The 19,851-nt window shown below is 59.7% G+C and carries 16 protein-coding genes; 10 read left to right on the forward strand and 6 right to left on the reverse strand.

Translation table 11 applies throughout. The features are described 5' to 3' along the window. Positions 1–207 precede the first annotated feature (207 nt). The 5 genes from rarD to D8U69_RS19880 all read right to left on the reverse strand — a co-directional run bounded on the left by rarD (position 208) and on the right by D8U69_RS19880 (position 5,955). On the reverse strand, positions 208–1,095 hold the full coding sequence (gene rarD, locus D8U69_RS19860; RefSeq protein WP_130905986.1) for an EamA family transporter RarD: 888 nt from the start codon (positions 1,093–1,095) through the stop codon (positions 208–210). Between the two features lie 154 nt (positions 1,096–1,249). Further along, positions 1,250–2,224: a serine/threonine protein kinase gene (locus tag D8U69_RS19865; RefSeq protein ID WP_056853578.1), complete on the reverse strand. Its 975-nt coding sequence runs from the start codon at positions 2,222–2,224 to the stop codon at positions 1,250–1,252. A gap of 195 nt (positions 2,225–2,419) precedes the next feature. Then, positions 2,420–4,321, reverse strand: coding sequence for a PhoX family phosphatase (locus tag D8U69_RS19870; protein ID WP_130907959.1), 1,902 nt, complete (start codon positions 4,319–4,321; stop codon positions 2,420–2,422). Positions 4,322–4,387: 66 nt separating this feature from the next. After that, a complete protein-coding gene (locus tag D8U69_RS19875; protein WP_130907960.1) occupies positions 4,388–5,152 on the reverse strand; it encodes a TOBE domain-containing protein in 765 nt (254 codons plus the stop codon). 62 nt (positions 5,153–5,214) lie between these two features. Further along, positions 5,215–5,955, reverse strand: a complete 741-nt coding sequence (locus tag D8U69_RS19880) for a ComF family protein (protein WP_130907961.1) — start codon at positions 5,953–5,955, stop codon at positions 5,215–5,217. A gap of 91 nt (positions 5,956–6,046) precedes the next feature. Here D8U69_RS19880 and bioB point away from each other — a divergent pair, with 91 nt between their 5' ends. The 10 genes from bioB to D8U69_RS19935 all read left to right on the forward strand — a co-directional run bounded on the left by bioB (position 6,047) and on the right by D8U69_RS19935 (position 18,595). Next, positions 6,047–7,102: a biotin synthase BioB gene (gene bioB, locus D8U69_RS19885; protein WP_056853574.1), complete on the forward strand. Its 1,056-nt coding sequence runs from the start codon at positions 6,047–6,049 to the stop codon at positions 7,100–7,102. A 175-nt stretch (positions 7,103–7,277) separates the two neighbouring features. Beyond that, entirely contained in the window at positions 7,278–8,456 is a 1,179-nt protein-coding gene (gene bioF / locus D8U69_RS19895; protein ID WP_130907962.1) for an 8-amino-7-oxononanoate synthase, read from the forward strand. Beyond that, positions 8,449–9,180, forward strand: coding sequence for an alpha/beta fold hydrolase (locus D8U69_RS19900; RefSeq protein ID WP_130907963.1), 732 nt, complete (start codon positions 8,449–8,451; stop codon positions 9,178–9,180). Before bioF ends, D8U69_RS19900 begins: the two co-directional genes overlap by 8 nt. Continuing rightward, entirely contained in the window at positions 9,173–9,985 is an 813-nt protein-coding gene (gene bioC / locus D8U69_RS19905; protein WP_130907964.1) for a malonyl-ACP O-methyltransferase BioC, read from the forward strand. Before D8U69_RS19900 ends, bioC begins: the two co-directional genes overlap by 8 nt. Next, entirely contained in the window at positions 9,982–10,662 is a 681-nt protein-coding gene (bioD, locus tag D8U69_RS19910) for a dethiobiotin synthase (RefSeq protein ID WP_130907965.1), read from the forward strand. The genes bioC and bioD overlap by 4 nt, the downstream gene beginning before the upstream one ends. Before the next feature lie 107 nt (positions 10,663–10,769). Further along, complete coding sequence (locus D8U69_RS19915; protein WP_056853569.1) at positions 10,770–11,066, forward strand: hypothetical protein; 297 nt, start codon at positions 10,770–10,772, stop codon at positions 11,064–11,066. 277 nt (positions 11,067–11,343) lie between these two features. Continuing rightward, complete coding sequence (locus D8U69_RS19920; protein WP_130907966.1) at positions 11,344–13,149, forward strand: phenylacyl-CoA dehydrogenase; 1,806 nt, start codon at positions 11,344–11,346, stop codon at positions 13,147–13,149. A gap of 220 nt (positions 13,150–13,369) precedes the next feature. Beyond that, the gene (locus D8U69_RS19925; RefSeq protein ID WP_056853567.1) at positions 13,370–14,662 is read left to right on the forward strand and encodes a GGDEF domain-containing protein; all 1,293 of its coding nucleotides are present in this window, start codon (positions 13,370–13,372) and stop codon (positions 14,660–14,662) included. A gap of 86 nt (positions 14,663–14,748) precedes the next feature. Beyond that, entirely contained in the window at positions 14,749–16,545 is a 1,797-nt protein-coding gene (locus D8U69_RS19930; protein WP_056853566.1) for an acyl-CoA dehydrogenase C-terminal domain-containing protein, read from the forward strand. 271 nt (positions 16,546–16,816) lie between these two features. Further along, on the forward strand, positions 16,817–18,595 hold the full coding sequence (locus tag D8U69_RS19935) for an acyl-CoA dehydrogenase C-terminal domain-containing protein (protein WP_130907967.1): 1,779 nt from the start codon (positions 16,817–16,819) through the stop codon (positions 18,593–18,595). A 227-nt stretch (positions 18,596–18,822) separates the two neighbouring features. On the opposite strand, the gene D8U69_RS19940 is transcribed toward D8U69_RS19935, so the two are convergent. Beyond that, positions 18,823–19,752, reverse strand: coding sequence for a LysR family transcriptional regulator (locus D8U69_RS19940; RefSeq protein WP_130905977.1), 930 nt, complete (start codon positions 19,750–19,752; stop codon positions 18,823–18,825). Between the last annotated feature and the right edge of the window lie 99 nt (positions 19,753–19,851).

Consider the following 19,851-nt stretch of genomic DNA (forward strand, 5'->3'; position numbering starts at 1 on the left):
TCCAAGTTTAACGTGCACCTGCCTGTGGATAACCTGTAGAGACAGCCCGCCAGGCCACGCCGGCCGGGGCTTTTCAGGATCTGATCAAAAAACCAGCAGTTTCAGTGACTTGCGCACAAACGGCGGGGATCACGCTGTGGATAACCTTGGGAAGGAACGATGCAGGCCACGGAATACGTGGCCTGTGGAGGTTTGTACGTTTTTTGATCAGGCGCGGCGACGCAAACTGAGCCACGCATCGACGCTGTAAACGGCCAGGCCTGCCCAGATAAACATGAAGGCCACCAAGGTGCTGGACGACAAGTGTTCGTCAAACAGCAGTACCGCCTGCAACAACACCAACGTCGGCGCCAGGTACTGGAGGAAGCCCAGTGTGGTGTAGGGCAAATGCCGCGCGGCGGCGTTGAAACACACCAGCGGTACCAGCGTCACCGGACCTGCCGCCACCAACCACCAGGCCTCGGAGGTCGTCCAGAATTCGGCCTGAGCACTGCTGGCGGTCGGATTGAGCAACAACCAGGCAATGGCGATCGGCACCAGCATCCAGGTTTCCACCACCAGCCCGGGCAGGGCCTTCACGGGTGCCTGCTTGCGAATCAGCCCGTAGAAACCGAAGGTCAGAGCCAACACCAGCGACACCCACGGCAGACTGCCGACTTGCCATACCTGTTGCGCTACGCCCACGGCCGCCAGCCCCACCGCAATCCATTGCATGCGGCGCAGCCGCTCGCCGAGGATCAGCATGCCCAGCAGCACGTTCACCAGCGGATTGATGTAGTAACCAAGGCTGGCTTCGAGCATGCGCCCGTTATTCACCGACCAGACATAGGTCAGCCAGTTGGCCGCGATCAATGTGCCGCTCAAGGCGAGGATCGTCAGTCGCTTCGGATTATCACGCAGCTCACGCCACCAGCCCGGGTGCTTCCAGACCATCAGCAGCAAGGCACCAAACAGCGCCGACCAGAGCACGCGGTGGATGATGATCTCCACGGCGGGAACGCTGGCGATGGCTTTGAAGTAAAGCGGGAAAAGTCCCCAGATGATGTAGGCACTCAGGCCCAATATGTACCCGCGACGCGGGTTGGCGGCTTGCATGCAGAGTCCTTGCTTAGGCAGCTAACAAAGAAGGGATTGTATAGATGTATAGAGGATTGTGTAGGAGCGAGGCTTGCCCGCGAAGAACGCTAACGTGGTATGCCTGATGTACCGCGTTTTCGTTCTTCGCGGGCAAGCCTCGCTCCTACAGGGGTTAGAACAACTTCAGGGGTTCTTCGTTGAGCGCCGCCAACTGCTCACGCAACGCCAACACCTGATCGCCCCAATAGCGTTCGCTGCCGAACCACGGAAAACTGCGCGGAAAGGCCGGGTCGTCCCAGCGGCGGGCAAGCCAGGCGCTGTAGTGCATCAGGCGCAGGGCACGCAAGGGTTCGATCAGCGCCAGCTCCCGCGGGTCGAAGTCGTGGAATTCGTTGTAGCCGTCCATCAATTCCGACAGTTGCCCCAGGCAATCCTGCCGATCACCCGCCAGCATCATCCAGATGTCCTGGACCGCCGGACCCATGCGACAGTCGTCGAGATCGACGATATGGAACATTTCGTCGCGGCACATCATGTTGCCGGGGTGACAGTCGCCGTGCATGCGGATGTTCTGGTGCGGTGTGTTGCTGTAGGCATCTTCCACACGCTTGAGCAGATCGCGGGCGACGGACTCGTAGGCCGGGAGCAAACTGCGCGGGATGAAATTGCCTTCGAGCAAGGTTGCCAGTGAGTCATGGCCGAAGTTCTTGACTGCCAGGGCTTCGCGATGCTCGAACGGCTTGGTCGAACCCACTGCATGCAAGCGCCCGAGCAGTTGCCCCAGGCGATACAACTGATCGAGGTTGCCCGGCTCCGGCGCACGACCACCGCGGCGAGGGAACAGGGTGAAGCGAAAGCCTTTGTGTTCGTGCAGCGTTTCACCGTTGTGGATCAGCGGCGCAACCACGGGTACATCAACCCCGGCAAGTTCGAAGGTGAACTGGTGTTCCTCCAGAATCGCTTCGTTGCTCCAGCGCTGCGGACGATAGAACTTGGCGATCAGCGGCTCGCAGTCTTCGATGCCGACTTGATAGACACGATTCTCGTAGCTGTTGAGCGCCAGGATGCGCGCGTCGCTGAGGAAGCCGATGCTCTCGACGGCATCGAGCACGAGGTCTGGGGTGAGGGTTTCAAACGGGTGGGCCATGCTGACTCCTGCGCGCAGCAGGCTGCTGCGTCCGGCCAGGCATGGTAGCGCAGACGGGGCTGCAAGGGGGATCGTTCCCACGCTCTGCGTGGGAATGCAGCCAGGGACGCTCTGCGTCCCAAAAGCCGAACGCGGAGCGTCCGTTGAGCCATTCCCACGCAGAGTGTAGGAACGATCAGTGGCGGACGATCCAAATCAGGCGCCGACAATCCCGCCATCTTCCCGGCTGATCGCTATCACCGAAGACCGCGGCTTGCCATTGGGCAAATGCTCGGGGAAGGTTGAACCGCCGTTTTCACCCGGATGCTGGATTCCGACAAACAGGGTTTTTTGATCGGGTGAGAAACTGATCCCCGTCACTTCACAGCCAATCGGTCCGACCATGAAACGACGAATTTCCCCGCTCACCGGATCGGCGCAGAGCATCTGGTTGTTGCCCATGCCGGCGAAATCTCCGGCGTTGCTGGCATCGCCATCGGTTTGAATCCACAACCGCCCGGCATCATCGAACGCCAGACCGTCGGGGCTGTTGAACATGTTCTGCTGGGTGATGTTCGACGAGCCACCCTTTGGTGTTCCCGCGTGTACTTGCGGGTTGCCGGCCACCACAAAAAGATCCCAGGCAAAGGTTTTCGAACCGTGATCATCACGATCGGTGCGCCAGCGCAGAATTTGCCCGTAGACGTTTTTCTCCCGCGGGTTTGGTCCGCCCACCGGTTGCCCGTCTTCACCGCGTTTGGCGTTGTTGGTCAGCGTGCAGTAGACCTGGCCATCCTTGGGACTGACCACGATCCATTCCGGGCGGTCCATGCGCGTGGCTTTCACGACGCTTGCCGCCAGACGCACATTGATCAACACCTCGGCTTGATCGGCAAAACCACTGTCGGCATCGATGCCGTTCTTGCCGTGGGTCAACTCGATCCATTCACCCTGGCCTTTGGGATGATCGGCATTGCCGTCACCGGCGTCGAACCGTGCCACGTACAAGGTGCCGTGATCGAGCAGGTCGCGGTTGGCCTTGGGATTCTGGAGGTTGATTTTGTCGCGGCTGACGAATTTGTAGATGAATTCGCCGCGCTCATCGTCGCCCATGTAAACCACCGCATGCCCGTCACGGGTTTGTGTGAGGGCGGCGTTTTCGTGTTTGAAGCGCCCCAGCGCGGTGCGCTTGACCGGGGTCGATTGCGGGTCGAACGGATCAATCTCGACCACCCAGCCATGTCGGTTGAGTTCGTTGGGATTTTTCGCCAGGTCGAAACGCGAATCGTGTTGATGCCAGTTGATCTCTTTGCTGGAGACCACCGCGCCATAGCGTTTCTGCGCGGCGTCGAATTTCTGTTCGGCATTGGTGCTGCCGAAGCAATCGGTGAAGTTCTCTTCGCAGGTCAGGTAAGTGCCCCACGGTGTCTGGCCGTTGGCGCAATTCTGGAACGTTCCGAGGACGGTTTTACCCTGCGGATCGGCACTGGTTTTCAGCAAGTCATGTCCGGCGGCAGGGCCGCTCAGCCTGATCGGTGAATTGCCATGGATGCGTCGGTTGTAACGCGAATCCTGAACGAATTGCCAGTGGCCGTCCTTGCGTTGCACTTCAATCACCGACACGCCTTCGCAAGCCAGGGCTTTGCGCACGTCTTGCGCCGATTGCGGCATGCCGCCCTGGGGGTAAAGGTAGCGATAGTTGGTGTATTCGTTGTTGATCGCCATCAGCGCGCGATGCTCGTCCCCGGGAAAGGCGAACAGGCTCATGCCGTCGTTGTTGTCGCCGAACTGGACTTCCTGCTGCTCGGCGCTGCCATTGCCGCTCGGATCGAATGCCGGACCGTTTTTGTGCAGGGGCTGGCCCCAACTGATCAACACCGAAGATTTGTAGCCTGGCGGCAGGCTGATGCTGTCGGCGGTGGCGGCGGGAATGCTCTCGAACCCCAGCAGCTTGCTGTTGCCGGCGCTGACACTGGCGGCCAGCACGCTGCGGCTCAACAAGTTACCACCGAGGAACATGGCGGCGCCGCACAAGGCACCCGCGCTGATGAATCCGCGACGGCTGAGGCCGACCATTTGTTCGAGGTCGGTGGGTTGGTTGTCTTCTAATAGGCTCACATCAGGCTCCCTGCGGTTTTTGCAGTCACCTTAGTGATCAGTGATGAAGGTTTTGTTGCAGCGCGTTTACAAAGGAGTGCCCAGCAGAACCCGGGACGGTGAAAACTCGACGCGCACGGGCTTGCCGCTGCCAAGTCCCTGGGACTGCAAATGCCCGGGTTCGGCCAAGGCACACAGGGTCAAGCCGTTGGGCAGGGAGATACGTACTTCGCTGGGGCCGTCGTCTGCATCCAGGATCTTGTCGATAATGCCGTTCAAGCAATTGTTGCCTGGCGTTTCGCCAGAGTCGATCGCCATCAGATCAAGCCAACCGGCCTTGATCAACGCGACGACTTCGGTACCGATTTGCAGCTCCAGTCGTTCGGTACTGTCGTGGGTGATTTGTGCTTCGATGACCAGGTGTTCAGCCATTGCCAGGCGAATCAGGTCGTTTCGCCCCTGAGGCTCGATTGCGGCGACCGTACCATGCAGTTGGTTGCGCGCACTGGTGCGCAACATCAGGCGACCGAGCAGGTCCAGGTCGCTGGCGTCTTCAGCGGCTTCCAGCACCTGAGCCTGTAACGCCTGCAATTTCTGATACAGGCGCAATACCCGCTCGCCCTCGCTGGACAGTTTGGCGCCGCCACCGCCCTTGCCACCGACACTGCGCTCCACCAACGGTTTTTGCGCGAGGTTGTTCAGCTCATCGATGGCATCCCAGGCTGCCTTGTAGCTCAGCCCCGCGCTTTTTGCGGCACGGGTGATCGAACCCTGTTCAGCGATGTGTTGCAGCAGGGCGATGCGCTGCGGACGGCGGACAATGTGCTGGGACAACAAACTGGGCAAGGACATGGCAGACGCTTTGGGTTGTGACGATGGAAAGGACGTTGGCTGCTAAGGACGTACGAGTCAAGTCAAGGAGCGTCCCCCGGTTTGGGCGTGCGGGCCAGGCAATAGACATCGACCCGTGCGGCACCGGCGTCCATCAGCAGACGAGCCAATGCTTGCGCAGTGGCGCCGGTTGTCAGCACATCGTCCACCAGCGCTAGGTGACGACCCTTCACCGACCCGCCGGGCGTCAGAACGAAAGCGTGGCGCAAGTTCATCTTGCGCGCCACCGCGTTCAAATTCTGTTGGGCACTGGTGTCTTGAGGCCTTGATAGCAGCTGCTCATCGGAAGGCAAGCCGAGGTGAACGCTCAACCAGCGAGCCAGCATTGCCGCCTGATTGAACCCGCGTTGGCGCAAGCGTTTGGGCGCCAGTGGCACCGGAACCAATGCATCGGGAACCGGCAGATCATCGGCGAAACGATGTTGCAGCGCCTGGGTGAGCAGTTCGGCGAGCAAGTGGCCAAACGGCCACTTGGCGCTGTGCTTGAAACGGGTAATCAGGCTGTCTACTGGAAAACTGTAGGTCCAGGGAGCAATGACCTTTTCGAAGGCCGGTGGCTGTTTCAGGCATTGGCCGCACGTCAGGCCGGCCGCGGGCAACGGCAGTGCGCAACTCAGGCAGTGATCGCCGAGCCAAGGTAACTCGGTTTCGCAGGCCATGCAGATGGGCGCGGCCCCATCGGCCAATTCATCACACAACAAACAAATTTGTTTATTTTTTAACCAGATGTAAACCTGTCTTTCGTAGCGTGGTTGACAGCGCATTGCTCTTCCTTAAATATGCCGAACATCCGTGTTACGCCTGTGGGTATTCCGTCCCCAGTCGCTTGCCCAGCATAAAACAAAGGAAACGCCCATGAGCGCCAGCACCACTGCAACCCTGCGTCATGACTGGACTTTGGCCGAAGTCAAAGCACTCTTCGTTCAACCCTTCAATGACCTGCTGTTCCAGGCGCAGACGGTGCACCGCGCGCATTTCGACGCCAATCGCGTCCAGGTGTCGACCCTGTTGTCGATCAAGACCGGTGCCTGCCCAGAAGATTGCAAATATTGTCCACAGTCTGGTCACTACAACACCGGCCTGGAAAAAGAAAAACTGATGGAAGTGCAGAAGGTCCTCGAAGAGGCCGCCCGCGCCAAAGCCATCGGCTCGACCCGCTTCTGCATGGGCGCCGCGTGGAAACATCCATCGGCCAAAGACATGCCTTACGTATTGAAAATGGTGGAAGGCGTGAAAGCGCTGGGTCTGGAAACCTGCATGACCCTGGGTCGCCTCGATCAGGAGCAGACCGAAGCGCTGGCCAAGGCCGGTCTGGATTACTACAACCACAACCTCGATACATCCCCCGAGTTCTACGGCAGCATCATCACCACCCGCACCTACAGCGAGCGCCTGCAAACCCTGGCCTACGTGCGTGATTCAGGGATGAAGATCTGCTCGGGCGGCATCCTCGGCATGGGCGAGTCCCTCGATGATCGCGCCAACCTGCTGATCCAGTTGGCCAACCTGCCGGAGCATCCGGAATCGGTGCCGATCAACATGCTGGTGAAAGTCGCCGGTACACCACTGGAAAACGCCGAGGACATCGACCCGTTCGACTTCATCCGTATGCTCGCGGTTGCGCGGATCCTGATGCCGCAATCCCACGTGCGCCTGTCCGCCGGCCGCGAAGCGATGAACGAGCAGATGCAGGCCCTGGCGTTCTTCGCCGGCGCCAACTCGATTTTCTACGGTGAAAAACTGCTGACCACCGCCAACCCGCAGGCCGACAAAGACATGCAGCTGTTCTCGCGTCTGGGCATCCTGCCGGAAGCCCGCGAAGAGCACGCTGACGAAGTGCATCAGGCGGCGATCGAACAGGCATTGGTGGAGCAGAAGAGCAGCGAGCAGTTCTATAACGCGGCGGTTTAAGCGCTTCGCAATTTTGATTGGCTGGAATGCTGAACCCTGTGGGAGCGGGCTTGCCCGCGATCGCGCAGTCACATTCAAAAAGGATGTCGACTGGAAGATCGCTATCGCGGGCAAGCCCGCTCCCACAGGGTCTGTGTTCACCCTAATATTGGTGCTTTGATTGTCCGAGGCCTGCATGTCTTTCGATCTCGCCGCACGCCTGGCTGCCCGTCGTGCCGAAAACCTCTATCGCCAGCGTCCGCTGCTCGAAAGCCCGCAAGGCCCGCAAGTGGTGGTCGATGGCCAGCCGCTGCTGGCGTTCTGTAACAACGATTACCTGGGTCTGGCCAATCACCCGCAAGTGATCGAAGCCTGGCGCGCCGGCGCCTTGAAATGGGGCGTCGGCGGCGGAGCATCGCACCTGGTCATCGGCCACAGTGGACCGCATCACGCGCTGGAAGAAGCACTCGCCGATCTGACCGGCCGCCCGCGCGCATTGCTGTTCACCACTGGTTACATGGCCAACCTTGGCGCGGTGACCGCGCTGGTGGGGCAGGGGGACACGGTGCTGGAAGACCGACTCAACCATGCTTCATTACTGGACGCGGGACTGTTGTCGGGCGCGCGGTTCAGCCGCTACTTGCATAACGATGCCGCGAGCCTGGCTACTCGGCTTGAGAAAGCCAGCGGCAATACCCTGGTGGTCACCGATGGCGTGTTCAGCATGGACGGCGACATCGCCGACCTGCCCGCGCTGGCCCGGCAAGCCAAGGCCAAGGGCGCATGGTTGATGGTCGATGATGCGCATGGTTTCGGTCCGCTAGGCGCCAATGGCGGCGGCATCGTCGAGCATTTCGGCCTGAGCATGGAAGAAGTGCCGGTACTGGTCGGCACCCTCGGCAAGGCATTCGGCACGGCGGGGGCATTTGTCGCCGGCAGTGAAGAGCTGATCGAAAGCCTGATTCAGTTTGCCCGCCCCTACATTTACACCACCAGCCAGCCGCCCGCACTGGCCTGCGCCACACTCAAAAGTCTTGAACTGTTGCGCAGCGAACATTGGCGCCGTGAGCATCTGCAAGCGCTGATCCGCCAGTTCCGTCAAGGCGCCGAGCAGATTGGCCTGCAGCTGATGGACAGTTTCACACCGATCCAGCCGATCATGATCGGCGACGCCGCCAGGGCGGTGCGTTTGTCGCAGATGTTGCGCGAGCGCGGGCTGATGGTGACCGCCATTCGTCCACCGACCGTGCCCGCCGGCAGCGCCCGTTTGCGTGTGACCCTGAGCGCCGCCCATAGCGAGTCGCAAGTGCAGCTATTGTTAGAAGGACTGGCCGATTGTTTCGAACAACTGGGACCGGAGCCAAGCCATGCGTGATCGACTGATTCTGCTGCCTGGCTGGGGCCTTGGCGTTTCGCCGCTGGAGCCGCTGGCGGCCGCCTTGCAAGGCCTGGATGAACATCTGCGGGTGGAAATCGAGCCACTGCCGGAGCTGGTATCCAGCGACCTTGAAGAATGGCTCGATGAACTCGACTCGATGTTGCCCCAGGATGCCTGGCTTGGCGGCTGGTCCCTGGGAGGCATGCTCGCCTCCGAATTGGCGGCGCGTCGTGGTGATCGTTGTTGTGGTCTGCTGACGCTGGCGAGCAACCCTTGTTTTGTCGCCCATGACCAATGGCCGAGCGCGATGCCCGGTGAAACCTTCGATGCGTTTCTGGCAGGTTGCAGGGCGGACCCGCGCACGACATTGAAACGCTTTTCGCTGCTTTGCGCCCAAGGTGCCGAAGACCCGCGCGGTTTGTCGCGGCTGCTGCTCGGCGGCGCGCCACATACGGCGGCCTCGGTGTTGCTGAGCGGTCTGGACGTGCTTGCGCAGCTCGATACCCGCCACGCCTTGCAGGCCTTTCGCGGCCCGCAGCTGCATCTGTTTGCTGGCCTTGATGGTCTGGTTCCCGCTGAGGCGGCAGGCGAGTTGTTCGCGTTAACCCCGGATATCGAAATCGGTCTGATTGAACAGGCCGGCCACGCGTTTCTTCTGGAAGACCCCCACGGTGTGGCGGGGGCGATCCAGGCCTTTTTGCATGAGTCCGGCGATGACTGATTTATCCCTTCCCAACCTGCCCGGCGGCTTGCCCGACAAACGCCAGGTTGCGGCTTCTTTTTCCCGCGCCGCGGCGAGCTACGACAGCGTGGCCGAGTTGCAGCGAGATGTCGGCAATCAATTGCTGGGCCGGTTACCGGCGTCGTTCACTGCGCAGCGATGGCTGGACCTTGGCTGTGGCACCGGGCATTTCAGTCGTGCATTGGGCGAACGCTTCCCGCTCGGTCACGGGGTGGCGCTGGACATCGCCGAGGGCATGCTCAATCACGCCCGGCCCTTGGGCGGTGCTGCGCATTTCATCGCGGGCGACGCCGAGCGCCTGCCATTGCGCGATGCCACTTGCGATCTGATCTTTTCCAGCCTGGCCGTGCAGTGGTGTGCGGACTTCACCTCGGTACTCAGCGAGGCTTACCGCGTACTGAAGCCGGGCGGTGTTTTCGCATTTGCTAGTCTGTGCGTGGGTACGTTGTACGAGTTACGCGACAGCTGGCGTCAGGTCGATGGCATGGTGCATGTCAACCGCTTCCGCGAATTCGCTGTTTATCAACAGCTGTGTGCGGCCAGCGGCTTGCAGCCGCTCACGCTGGAAACCCGAGCGCATGTATTGCATTACCCGGACGTGCGCAGCCTGACCCATGAACTCAAGGCCCTGGGCGCGCACAACCTCAACCCAGGGCGCCCTGGCGGTTTGACGGGACGGGCGCGGATACTGGGGCTGGTCGAGGCTTATGAGCAGTTTCGTCAGGCCGAGGGCCTGCCGGCGACTTATCAAGTGGTGTACGCCGTTTTGGAGAAACCCTTATGAGCGCAGCCTATTTCATCACCGGTACCGACACCGATGTCGGCAAAACCACGGTGGCCGCAGGTCTGTTGCATGCCGCTCGAACTGCCGGCCTGAGCACCGCAGCCGGTAAACCGGTGGCCTCCGGTTGTACCGTGACGCCCAAGGGGCTGCGTAACGCCGATGCGCTGGCATTGTTGGCAGAATGTTCGCTGCCGTTGACTTATCCCCAGGTCAATCCGGTGGCGCTGGAACCGGCCATTGCCCCGCACCTGGCCGCCCGCGAGGCGGGCATCGCGCTGACCGTGCAATCGCTGGCGACGCCGATGCGGCAGATTCTCGATATGCAGGCCGACTTCACCTTGATCGAAGGCGCCGGCGGCTGGCGCGTGCCATTGGCGGATCAGGACAACCTGTCGGATCTGGCGATGGCATTGGGTCTGCCCGTGATCCTGGTGGTCGGCGTGCGCCTGGGCTGCATCAACCATGCGCTGCTCACGGCCGAAGCGATTGCCCGGGACGGTTTGCAACTGGCGGGCTGGGTGGCCAACATCATCGACCCGAAGACTTCGCGCCTGGAGGAAAACCTCGCGACCCTGGCCGAGCGCATACCGGCGCCTTGCCTGGGACGGGTGCCCAAGCTCAAGCTGGTGACGGCCGAAGCCGTGGCGGAACATCTCCAACTGGACCTGCTGGACTAGAATTTGCCTATGACAAGGCACAGTGCCATTAGGGTTTTTGTCGGGCGTTTTCTGCGCAGGTCTGCTTCAATGTGTGTTGGTAATCCTTTGCAAGGACGAGTTCTCCCATGGAAATCTCAGGTAACAGCGCTTTTTATGCCGGTCTGAGCACTATTCAGACAGGGCAGAACCGTGTCGATCAAGCCGCGGGCCAGATCGCCAACAACACCATCGAACGTGCGGTCACCAGCCAGTCCTCGGATGCCCAGGTCGATCGCCTGCGTTCTGTCGACCGCAGTCAGCAATCGGACCTGGCCAGCAACATGGTCGAGATGTCTCAGGGCAAATTTCAGGTTGAACTGGGCGCCAAGGTCGCCAAGGCATCCGATGAAGTGCTTGGAACGTTGATCGATACGTTCGCCTGATCTCCTGCTGAATCAGCACTGCCAACGCCGCGATATTTCGCGGCGTTTTTCTGCGTAAGTCCTTCTCCCTAAACTAATCTTTCCTTCACTGCGTGCTGCTGTAGCGGCGGCGCTGCGCAGCCTGTATGCCGGCTATTTCCTTAACGGATGACGAACGGCAAAAGATCGACGCTTGACAAGATTTAGGCGTAAACGTATGTTTCAAACAACTGTTTGACCGTCACAACAAATCAACACGGTCGTTCATTCCCGGTTACATCAGCAGAGGTTTATCGCTATGCCTGACTACAAGGCCCCCTTGCGTGATATTCGCTTCGTTCGTGACGAACTGCTCGGCTACGAAGCGCACTATCAGAGCCTTCCGGCTTGCGCGGACGCAACTCCGGACATGGTTGACGCCATTCTCGAAGAAGGCGCCAAGTTTTGTGAGCAGGTACTGGCTCCGCTGAACCGTGTGGGTGATACCGAAGGCTGCACCTGGAGCGAGTCCGGCGTTAAGACCCCGACTGGCTTCAAAGAGGCCTACAAGCAATTTGTCGAAGGCGGCTGGCCAAGCCTGGCCCATGACGTAGAACACGGCGGCCAGGGCCTGCCGGAATCTCTGGGTCTGGCTGTCAGCGAAATGGTTGGCGAGGCCAACTGGTCGTGGGGCATGTACCCGGGCCTGTCGCACGGTGCGATGAACACCATCTCCGAGCACGGCACCCCAGAGCAACAAGATGCCTACCTGACCAAACTGGTTTCCGGCGAGTGGACCGGCACCATGTGCCTGACCGAACCGCACTGCGGCACCGACCTGGGCATGCTGCGCACCAAGGCCGAACCTCAGGCCGACGGTTCCTACAAAGTCTCCGGCACCAAGATCTTCATCTCGGCCGGCGAACACGACATGGCCGACAACATCGTCCACATCGTGCTGGCACGTCTGCCGGATGCACCGGCTGGCACCAAAGGCATCTCGCTGTTCATCGTGCCGAAATTCCTGCCGAACGCAGACGGTTCGATCGGTGCGCGTAACGCCGTGTCCTGTGGTTCCCTGGAACACAAGATGGGCATCCATGGCAACGCCACTTGCGTGATGAACTTCGACGCGGCCACCGGTTACCTGATCGGCCCGGCGAACAAAGGCCTGAACTGCATGTTCACCTTCATGAACACCGCACGCCTGGGCACTGCGCTGCAAGGTCTGGCACACGCCGAGATCGGCTTCCAGGGCGGTCTGAAATATGCTCGCGACCGTCTGCAAATGCGCTCGCTGACTGGCCCGAAAGCGCCGGACAAAGCCGCTGACCCGATCATCGTCCACCCAGACGTACGCCGCATGCTGTTGACCATGAAGGCGTTCGCCGAAGGCAACCGTGCGATGGTTTACTTCACGGCCAAACAGGTCGACATCGTCAAGTATGGCGTGGACGAAGAAGAGAAGAAGAAAGCCGACGCACTGCTGGCCTTCATGACTCCAATCGCCAAGGCCTTCATGACCGAAGTCGGTTTCGAGTCGGCCAACCACGGCGTGCAGATCTACGGCGGCCACGGTTTCATCGCTGAGTGGGGCATGGAGCAGAACGTTCGCGACAGCCGCATTTCGATGCTGTACGAAGGCACCACCGGTATCCAGGCCCTCGACCTGCTGGGTCGTAAAGTGCTGATGACCCAAGGCGAAGCCCTGAAAGGCTTCACCAAGATCGTCCACAAGTTCTGCCAGACCAACGAAGGCAACGAAGCGGTTCAAGAGTTCGTCGCTCCGCTGGCTGCACTGAACAAGGAATGGGGCGAGCTGACCATGAAGGTCGGTATGGCTGCCATGAAAGATCGCGAAGAAGTCGGCGCGGCCTCCGTGGACTACCTGATGTACTCCGGTTACGCCTGCCTGGCCTACTTCTGGGCCGACATGGCGCGCCTGGCTGCGGAAAAACTGGCTGCCGGCACTTCCGAAGAGGCGTTCTACACCGCCAAGCTGCAGACCGCGCGTTTCTACTTCCAGCGCATCCTGCCGCGTACCCGCACTCACGTTGCAACCATGCTCTCGGGTGCCAACAACCTGATGGACATGAAAGAAGAGAACTTCGACCTGGGCTACTAAGGCTTAAGGCAGTTCTGCAAAAACCGCTGCTCCTTCGGGATCAGCGGTTTTTTTTTGCATTGGCGTGCGCCCACGAGACTTCTCCTTGCATCACTGGTGATCGCGATGCCGCCAACTCCATTGAAAATACCTCAGTAAAACGCTCAGCAAATCGGGGTTTCTGCCGTTACAGTAGTGGGCACAATGCCATCTATTGATATGACGGGTCGGAGCTTTACCCTTGCCGCGTTCTTCCGCTGTACGTTTCAGTCATTTCCTACCGTCATTGCTGCTTTTGCTGGCGGGCCTTGCGGCTGCGTACGTCAAGGACCTGAACGTTTTCTTCACCTCACTGTTCAACGTACTGCCAACCCTGGTTCTGCTGCTGGGCGGTGCATATTGCGCGGTCTACCGACGCCAGCGTGAACTGTTTCTGATGGTCACGGTGTACATCGCCTATTTCCTGCTCGACACCCAGACTGATTACTACCGCGACAACGGCAAGGTGCGTGAAGACGCAGCCGTGGTTTTTCATCTGTGTTGTTTGTTGTTGCCGTTGCTGTTCGGCGTGTTTGCGGCGTGGCAAGAACGAACACATTTGTTTCAGGACATGGTCGCGCGTTTTGCCGTGTTGCTGGCGGTCGGCAGCGTGGCATTGGGGCTCGAGCAGAGTTACCCGCAGGCGCTGCTGATCTGGTTGTCGGAGATTCGCTGGCCGGCCTTGCACGGTGCGTGGATGAGCCTGATCCAGCTGTCCTATCCAGTGTTCATCGCATCGTTTGTGCTGCTGGCATACCAATACTGGCGCAACCCGAGGCCGCTTCACGCCGCACAGCTTGTGGGTTTGCTCGGATTATTCTGGATGTTGCCGAAAACCTTCATTCTGCCGTTTACCCTCAACATCATGTGCAGCCAGGTGATGCTGATGATCGCCGCTGCCGTTGCGCACGAAGCCTATCAAATGGCATTCCGCGATGAGCTGACCGGGTTGCCGGGGCGTCGTGCGTTGAATGAACGCATGCAGCGGTTGGGGCGCAACTATGTGTTGGCCATGAGCGACGTCGACCATTTCAAGAAATTCAACGATACCCACGGCCATGATGTCGGCGATCAGGTGCTGCGATTGGTCGCCAGCAAGCTGTCGAAAATCGGTGGCGGCGGTAAGGCGTATCGCTACGGTGGCGAGGAATTCGCCCTGGTGTTTGCAGGCAAAACCCTCGAAGAATGCATGCCGCACCTGGAAGTCATCCGCGAATCCATCGCCACCTACAACATTCACCTGCGCAATCAGGACAGCCGCCCGCAAGATGACAACCAGGGGCGCCAACGCCGTGCAGGATCCGGTGCGTCGAGCGTGTCGGTGACCGTCAGTATCGGAGTCGCCGAGCGGATCGACCAGCGCACCCCGGAAGAGGTGCTCAAATCAGCCGACCAGGCGCTGTACAGCGCCAAGGGCGCGGGGCGCAACTGCGTGATGGCGTTCGGGCAGAACCGTCGTGGCGCCGTGCGCATGGACGCCGCTACGGTTGAGTGATGATGGCGCATTCAGCGTCTGCACTGTGATTGTGGGGCGTGGTCGACGGCAGTAGGTTGGAGAAATCTGCTGACGGAGAAATGACCATGCCTGAGTACAAAGCTCCCCTGCGCGACATGCGCTTTTTGATCGACCATGTCTTCGATTTTCACGGCAGCTACGCCGCATTGGGGGCTACCGATGCCAGCCCGGACATGGTGAGTGCGATCCTGGAAGAGGGCGCGAAGTTTTGTGAAAACGTGCTCTCCCCGCTCAACCGTAGCGGCGACGAAGAAGGCTGCCATTTCGACAATGGCAAGGTCACCACGCCTGCGGGGTTCAAGCAGGCTTTCGCTCAATATGTCGAGGGTGGCTGGCATGGTCTGGCGGCGGATCCGGCTTACGGCGGCCAGGGTTTGCCCAGCTCTCTGGGGCTGGTCATCAGTGAAATGGTCGGTTCGAGCAACACCTCATGGGGCATGTACCCCGGCCTGACCCACGGTGCCATGTCGGCGATCCATGCTCACGGCACCGAAGAACAGAAACAGACTTACTTGAGCAAACTCACCGCCGGCCAATGGACCGGCACCATGTGCCTGACCGAAGCTCATTGCGGCACCGATCTGGGCATCATCAAGACACGCGCCGTACCTCAGGCCGACGGCAGCTACGCAATCTCCGGCAGCAAGATTTTCATCTCCGCCGGCGAGCACGACATGAGCGACAACATCATTCACCTGGTACTGGCGAAACTGCCGGATGCGCCGGCGGGGACCAAAGGCATTTCGCTGTTTATCGTGCCCAAGTTTTTGCCCGATGCAGCGGGTGAAGCGGGCCAGCGCAACGGCGTCTCCTGTGGCTCGATCGAACACAAAATGGGCATCAAGGCCTCGGCCACCTGCGTGCTGAATTTCGATGGCGCCCAGGGTTTTTTGATCGGCGAACCGAACAAGGGTCTGAACTGCATGTTCACCATGATGAACCATGCGCGGCTGGGTACCGGCATGCAAGGCTTGTGTCTGGGCGAGGCAAGTTTCCAGGGCGCGATCAGGTACGCCAACGACCGTTTGCAGATGCGCTCGCTGACGGGACCCAAAGCGCCGGAGAAAGCCGCCGACCCAATTATCGTGCACCCCGATGTACGGCGGATGTTGCTGACCATGAAGGCTTTCAACGAAGGCAACCGCGCGCTGACCTACTTCACCGCACAATTGCTGGATGTCGCGCACCTGAGCGCGGATGAAACAGCGCGCCAGGACGCCGAAGACCTGTTGGCGTTCCTGACGCCTATCTGCAAGGCCTTCATGACCGACACCGGCCTGGAGGTGACCAATCACGGCATGCAGGTATTTGGCGGGCACGGTTTCATCCGTGAGTGGGGTATGGAACAACTGGTGCGTGATTGCCGCATCGCACCGATCTATGAAGGCACTAACGGTATTCAGGCGCTGGACCTGCTCGGGCGTAAGGTCCTCGGCAGCCAGGGCAAGCTACTGCGCGGTTTCACCAAAATCGTCCACAAATTCTGTGCGGCGAATGCCGCGCACCCGCAGTTGGCGGTTTATGTGGCCCAACTCAACGAACTGAACCGGCAGTGGGGCGAATTGACCACTCAGGTCGGCATGGCTGCGATGAAAAATCCGGACGAAGTCGGCGCGGCATCAGTGGATTACCTGATGTACAGCGGTTACATCATCCTCGGATACTTGTGGTTGCGGATGGCGTTGGTGGCGCAGGCACAATTGGAATCGGGCAGTGGCGATGCCGATTTCTGCCGGGGCAAACTGGCGACCAACGAGTTTTACTTCAAGCGACTGTTGCCACGCACTGCCGCGCATCGGGCAGCGATCGAGGCGGGCAGCGATTGCCTGATGAAGCTGCCGGCGGAGTTGTTTGCGCTCTGACGATCAGGATTGAAAAGCTTCGCGGGCAAGCCTCGCTCCTACGGTTCTATGTCGTCCACGTGAAATGCGTGCGACACGGCCTGTAGGAGCGAGGCTTGCCCGCGAATGCGTTCTGGCAGGCGAGTACTGTCTCAGCTGAAATGCTGGTGACCAAAAATAACAAAACAGTCACTGGCTGACCCTATGTGTCGCAAAAGTTGTTGGGTTACACTCGGACCCAACGAAAACACCACACCTACGAATTACCTGTTTAGATCTTGCGAGGTTTGCCATGGCTGACTACAAAGCGCCCCTGCGCGATATGCGCTTCGTCCTCAATGAAGTTTTCGAGGTCGCCAAACTCTGGGCCGAGCTGCCGGCGCTGGCGGATTCCGTCGATGCTGAGACCGTCGAAGCCATTCTCGAAGAAGCCGGCAAGGTCACCAGCAAAAGCATCGCGCCCCTGAGCCGTGCGGCCGACGAAGAAGGTTGCCATTGGGCAGACGGTGCTGTCACCACGCCGGCCGGTTTCCCACAGGCTTATCAGACTTATGCTGAAGGCGGTTGGGTCGGGGTCGGTGGCGATCCTGCCTACGGCGGCATGGGCATGCCCAAAGCCGTGTCGGCCCAGGTCGAAGAGATGGTCAACTCCGCCAGCCTGTCGTTCGGTTTGTACCCGATGCTGACCGCCGGTGCTTGCCTGTCGATCAACGCCCACGCCAGCGAAGAACTGAAAGCCGCGTACCTGCCAAACATGTACGCCGGTGTCTGGGCCGGTTCCATGTGCCTGACCGAGCCGCATGCCGGTACGGACCTGGGCATCATTCGCACCAAGGCCGAGCCACAGGCTGACGGTTCCTACAAAGTCAGCGGCACCAAGATCTTCATCACCGGTGGTGAGCACGACCTCACCGAAAACATCATCCACCTGGTACTCGCCAAGCTGCCGGATGCTCCGGCCGGTCCGAAAGGTATCTCGCTGTTCCTGGTGCCGAAGTTCATGGTCAATGCCGATGGCAGCCTGGGCGCGCGCAACCCGGCCAATTGCGGCTCGATCGAGCACAAGATGGGCATCCAGGCGTCGGCGACCTGCGTGATGAACTTCGATGAGGCTGTGGGTTATCTGGTCGGCGAGCCGAACAAAGGCCTGGCGGCGATGTTCACCATGATGAACTACGAGCGTCTGGGGGTTGGCATCCAGGGCCTGGCTTCTGGCGAGCGCTCCTATCAGAACGCTGTGGAGTACGCCCGCGACCGACTGCAAAGCCGTTCGCCGACCGGCGCGCAGAACAAGGACAAAGTGGCCGATCCGATCATCGTCCACCCGGATGTACGTCGCATGCTGTTGACCATGAAAGCTTCGAACGAAGGCGGTCGTGCGTTCTCGACTTACGTGGCCATGCAACTGGACACCGCCAAGTTCAGCGAAGACGCCGCGACCCGCAAGCGTGCGGAGGATCTGGTGGCGTTGTTGACTCCCGTGGCCAAGGCGTTCCTGACTGATCTCGGCCTGGAAACCACAGTGCACGGCCAGCAGGTTTTCGGAGGTCACGGCTACATCCGCGAGTGGGGTCAGGAACAACTGGTTCGCGATGTTCGCATCACCCAGATCTACGAAGGCACCAACGGCATCCAGGCACTGGACCTGGTCGGGCGCAAGATCGTTGGCAGCGGCGGGGTGTTCTACAACCTGTTCGCTGACGAAATTCGTCACTTCACGGCCACTGCCAGCGCCGATCTTGCCGAGTTCACCAAACCGTTGAACGACGCTGTGACCACGCTCGACGAACTGACCGCGTGGTTGCTTGACCGGGCAAAATCCAACCCGAATGAAATCGGCGCGGCATCGGTCGAGTATCTGCAAGCGTTCGGTTATGTCGCTTACGCCTACATGTGGGCACTGATGGCCAAGGCCGCTCTCGGCAAAGAAGCGCAGGACGATTTCTACGCCAGCAAACTCGGCACGGCGCGGTTCTATTTCGCACGCCTGCTGCCGCGTATCCACTCGTTGAGCGCGTCGGTGAAGGCCGGGAGTGAGTCGCTTTTCCTGCTGGATGCCGCACAGTTCTGACAATGTAACGTCATGTAAGCTTTCTCTTACATGACGTGCTGCCTATCTCCCATAGATGCAGATTGGATCCACGGCTAATCTACTTCACATGGACGTAGCGCAGGAAGCGCAAAGCAACAACACGGACACGTAGGATTCTGCCAGGACGGCGGAGTGAAATGGATGTCAGGGAAACAGTCTGCAAAGCCCCGCTTCGGCGGGGTTTTCTTATGCCTGCGAAAAAGTACTCAGCCAAGTCCGTCCAGTGCTGGCGAGTTATTCAAGCGATCTTCTGGTCGATTTATCACCTCTTCGAGCAGCGTACGTAACAACGCCAGCGAGGCTTGCTGCCGTTGCACATCGCGACACACCAACCCCACTTTCAACGGTACCCGCGGCTCACTGAGCGGTTTCCACAGCAGGTCGTTGTTGCCATGGGTTTTTTGCGAGCGTCCGGGCAATACCGTTGCCAATTGTGTGTGCGGCAGGCTGTCGAGAATCCCCGCCATGTTGTTCAATTCAGCCTGCACCTGCGGACGTCGTCCCAGATTGGCCAATTGCGCCTGCCAAATCTGGCGTATCTGAAACTCCTCACCCAATAGCAACATCGGCAATTGCGCAGCCTGACTCATCGAGACTTTCTTGAATTCCCGCAAGGGGTGCTCCGCGGGGATGACAAGCGTCAGTTCATCCTCATACAGCATCACGCCATGTAGCCCAGGTTGCCGGGGGGGCAGATAGCTGATGCCGATATCCAGCGAGCCATTGAGCAACCGACGTTCGATTTCCAGTCCTGTCAGTTCATAGATCTGCACCACCAGATGTGGCTGGGCTTTGCGCACGCGTTCGAGCATCTGCGGCACAAGGCTGGTGTGCACCGTTTGCAAAACGCCAATGGCCAGCGTACGCAGCGCCTGCCCCTTGAAATTGCCCAATGCTTCGCGCGCCCGCTGCAGACCATCGAGCAAGGGCAGGGCGTGGTTGTACAGCGTATGGGCCGCCAGGGTCGGCAACAGGCGTTTGCTGCTGCGTTCGAACAGGCTCACATCGAGGGTCTGTTCGAGATGGCGGATCTGTTGTGAAAGCGCCGGTTGAGAGATTGAAAGTCGTTCGGCGGCACGCCCGACGTGGCCCTCTTCATACACCGCGACGAAATAACGCAGTTGCTTAAAATCCATAAGTAATTCTTATTGAAAATGCTGGTAAATCGAAATGGTTCAACACTGGGACTGAGCCTAGTCTAACTGCATTCATAAGGCTTGCAGGGCCAGAAAAGG

Origin of the sequence: Pseudomonas sp. Sample_16, assembly GCF_004307665.1 — a bacterium.
In the GTDB taxonomy this organism is placed as follows: domain Bacteria; phylum Pseudomonadota; class Gammaproteobacteria; order Pseudomonadales; family Pseudomonadaceae; genus Aquipseudomonas.

Excerpts from the sequence above, each read along its gene's own strand:
- D8U69_RS19920 (WP_130907966.1), top strand. The coding sequence starts at position 11,344 with ATGCCTGACTACAAGGCCCCCTTGCGTGATATTCGCTTCGTTCGTGAC.
- bioD (WP_130907965.1), top strand. The coding sequence starts at position 9,982 with ATGAGCGCAGCCTATTTCATCACCGGTACCGACACCGATGTCGGCAAA.
- D8U69_RS19900 (WP_130907963.1), top strand. The coding sequence starts at position 8,449 with ATGCGTGATCGACTGATTCTGCTGCCTGGCTGGGGCCTTGGCGTTTCG.
- D8U69_RS19880 (WP_130907961.1), bottom strand. The coding sequence starts at position 5,955 with ATGCGCTGTCAACCACGCTACGAAAGACAGGTTTACATCTGGTTAAAA.
- bioF (WP_130907962.1), top strand. The coding sequence starts at position 7,278 with ATGTCTTTCGATCTCGCCGCACGCCTGGCTGCCCGTCGTGCCGAAAAC.
- D8U69_RS19875 (WP_130907960.1), bottom strand. The coding sequence starts at position 5,152 with ATGTCCTTGCCCAGTTTGTTGTCCCAGCACATTGTCCGCCGTCCGCAG.
- D8U69_RS19940 (WP_130905977.1), bottom strand. The coding sequence starts at position 19,752 with ATGGATTTTAAGCAACTGCGTTATTTCGTCGCGGTGTATGAAGAGGGC.
- bioC (WP_130907964.1), top strand. The coding sequence starts at position 9,173 with ATGACTGATTTATCCCTTCCCAACCTGCCCGGCGGCTTGCCCGACAAA.
- D8U69_RS19915 (WP_056853569.1), top strand. The coding sequence starts at position 10,770 with ATGGAAATCTCAGGTAACAGCGCTTTTTATGCCGGTCTGAGCACTATT.
- D8U69_RS19935 (WP_130907967.1), top strand. The coding sequence starts at position 16,817 with ATGGCTGACTACAAAGCGCCCCTGCGCGATATGCGCTTCGTCCTCAAT.
- rarD (WP_130905986.1), bottom strand. The coding sequence starts at position 1,095 with ATGCAAGCCGCCAACCCGCGTCGCGGGTACATATTGGGCCTGAGTGCC.
- D8U69_RS19865 (WP_056853578.1), bottom strand. The coding sequence starts at position 2,224 with ATGGCCCACCCGTTTGAAACCCTCACCCCAGACCTCGTGCTCGATGCC.
- D8U69_RS19930 (WP_056853566.1), top strand. The coding sequence starts at position 14,749 with ATGCCTGAGTACAAAGCTCCCCTGCGCGACATGCGCTTTTTGATCGAC.
- bioB (WP_056853574.1), top strand. The coding sequence starts at position 6,047 with ATGAGCGCCAGCACCACTGCAACCCTGCGTCATGACTGGACTTTGGCC.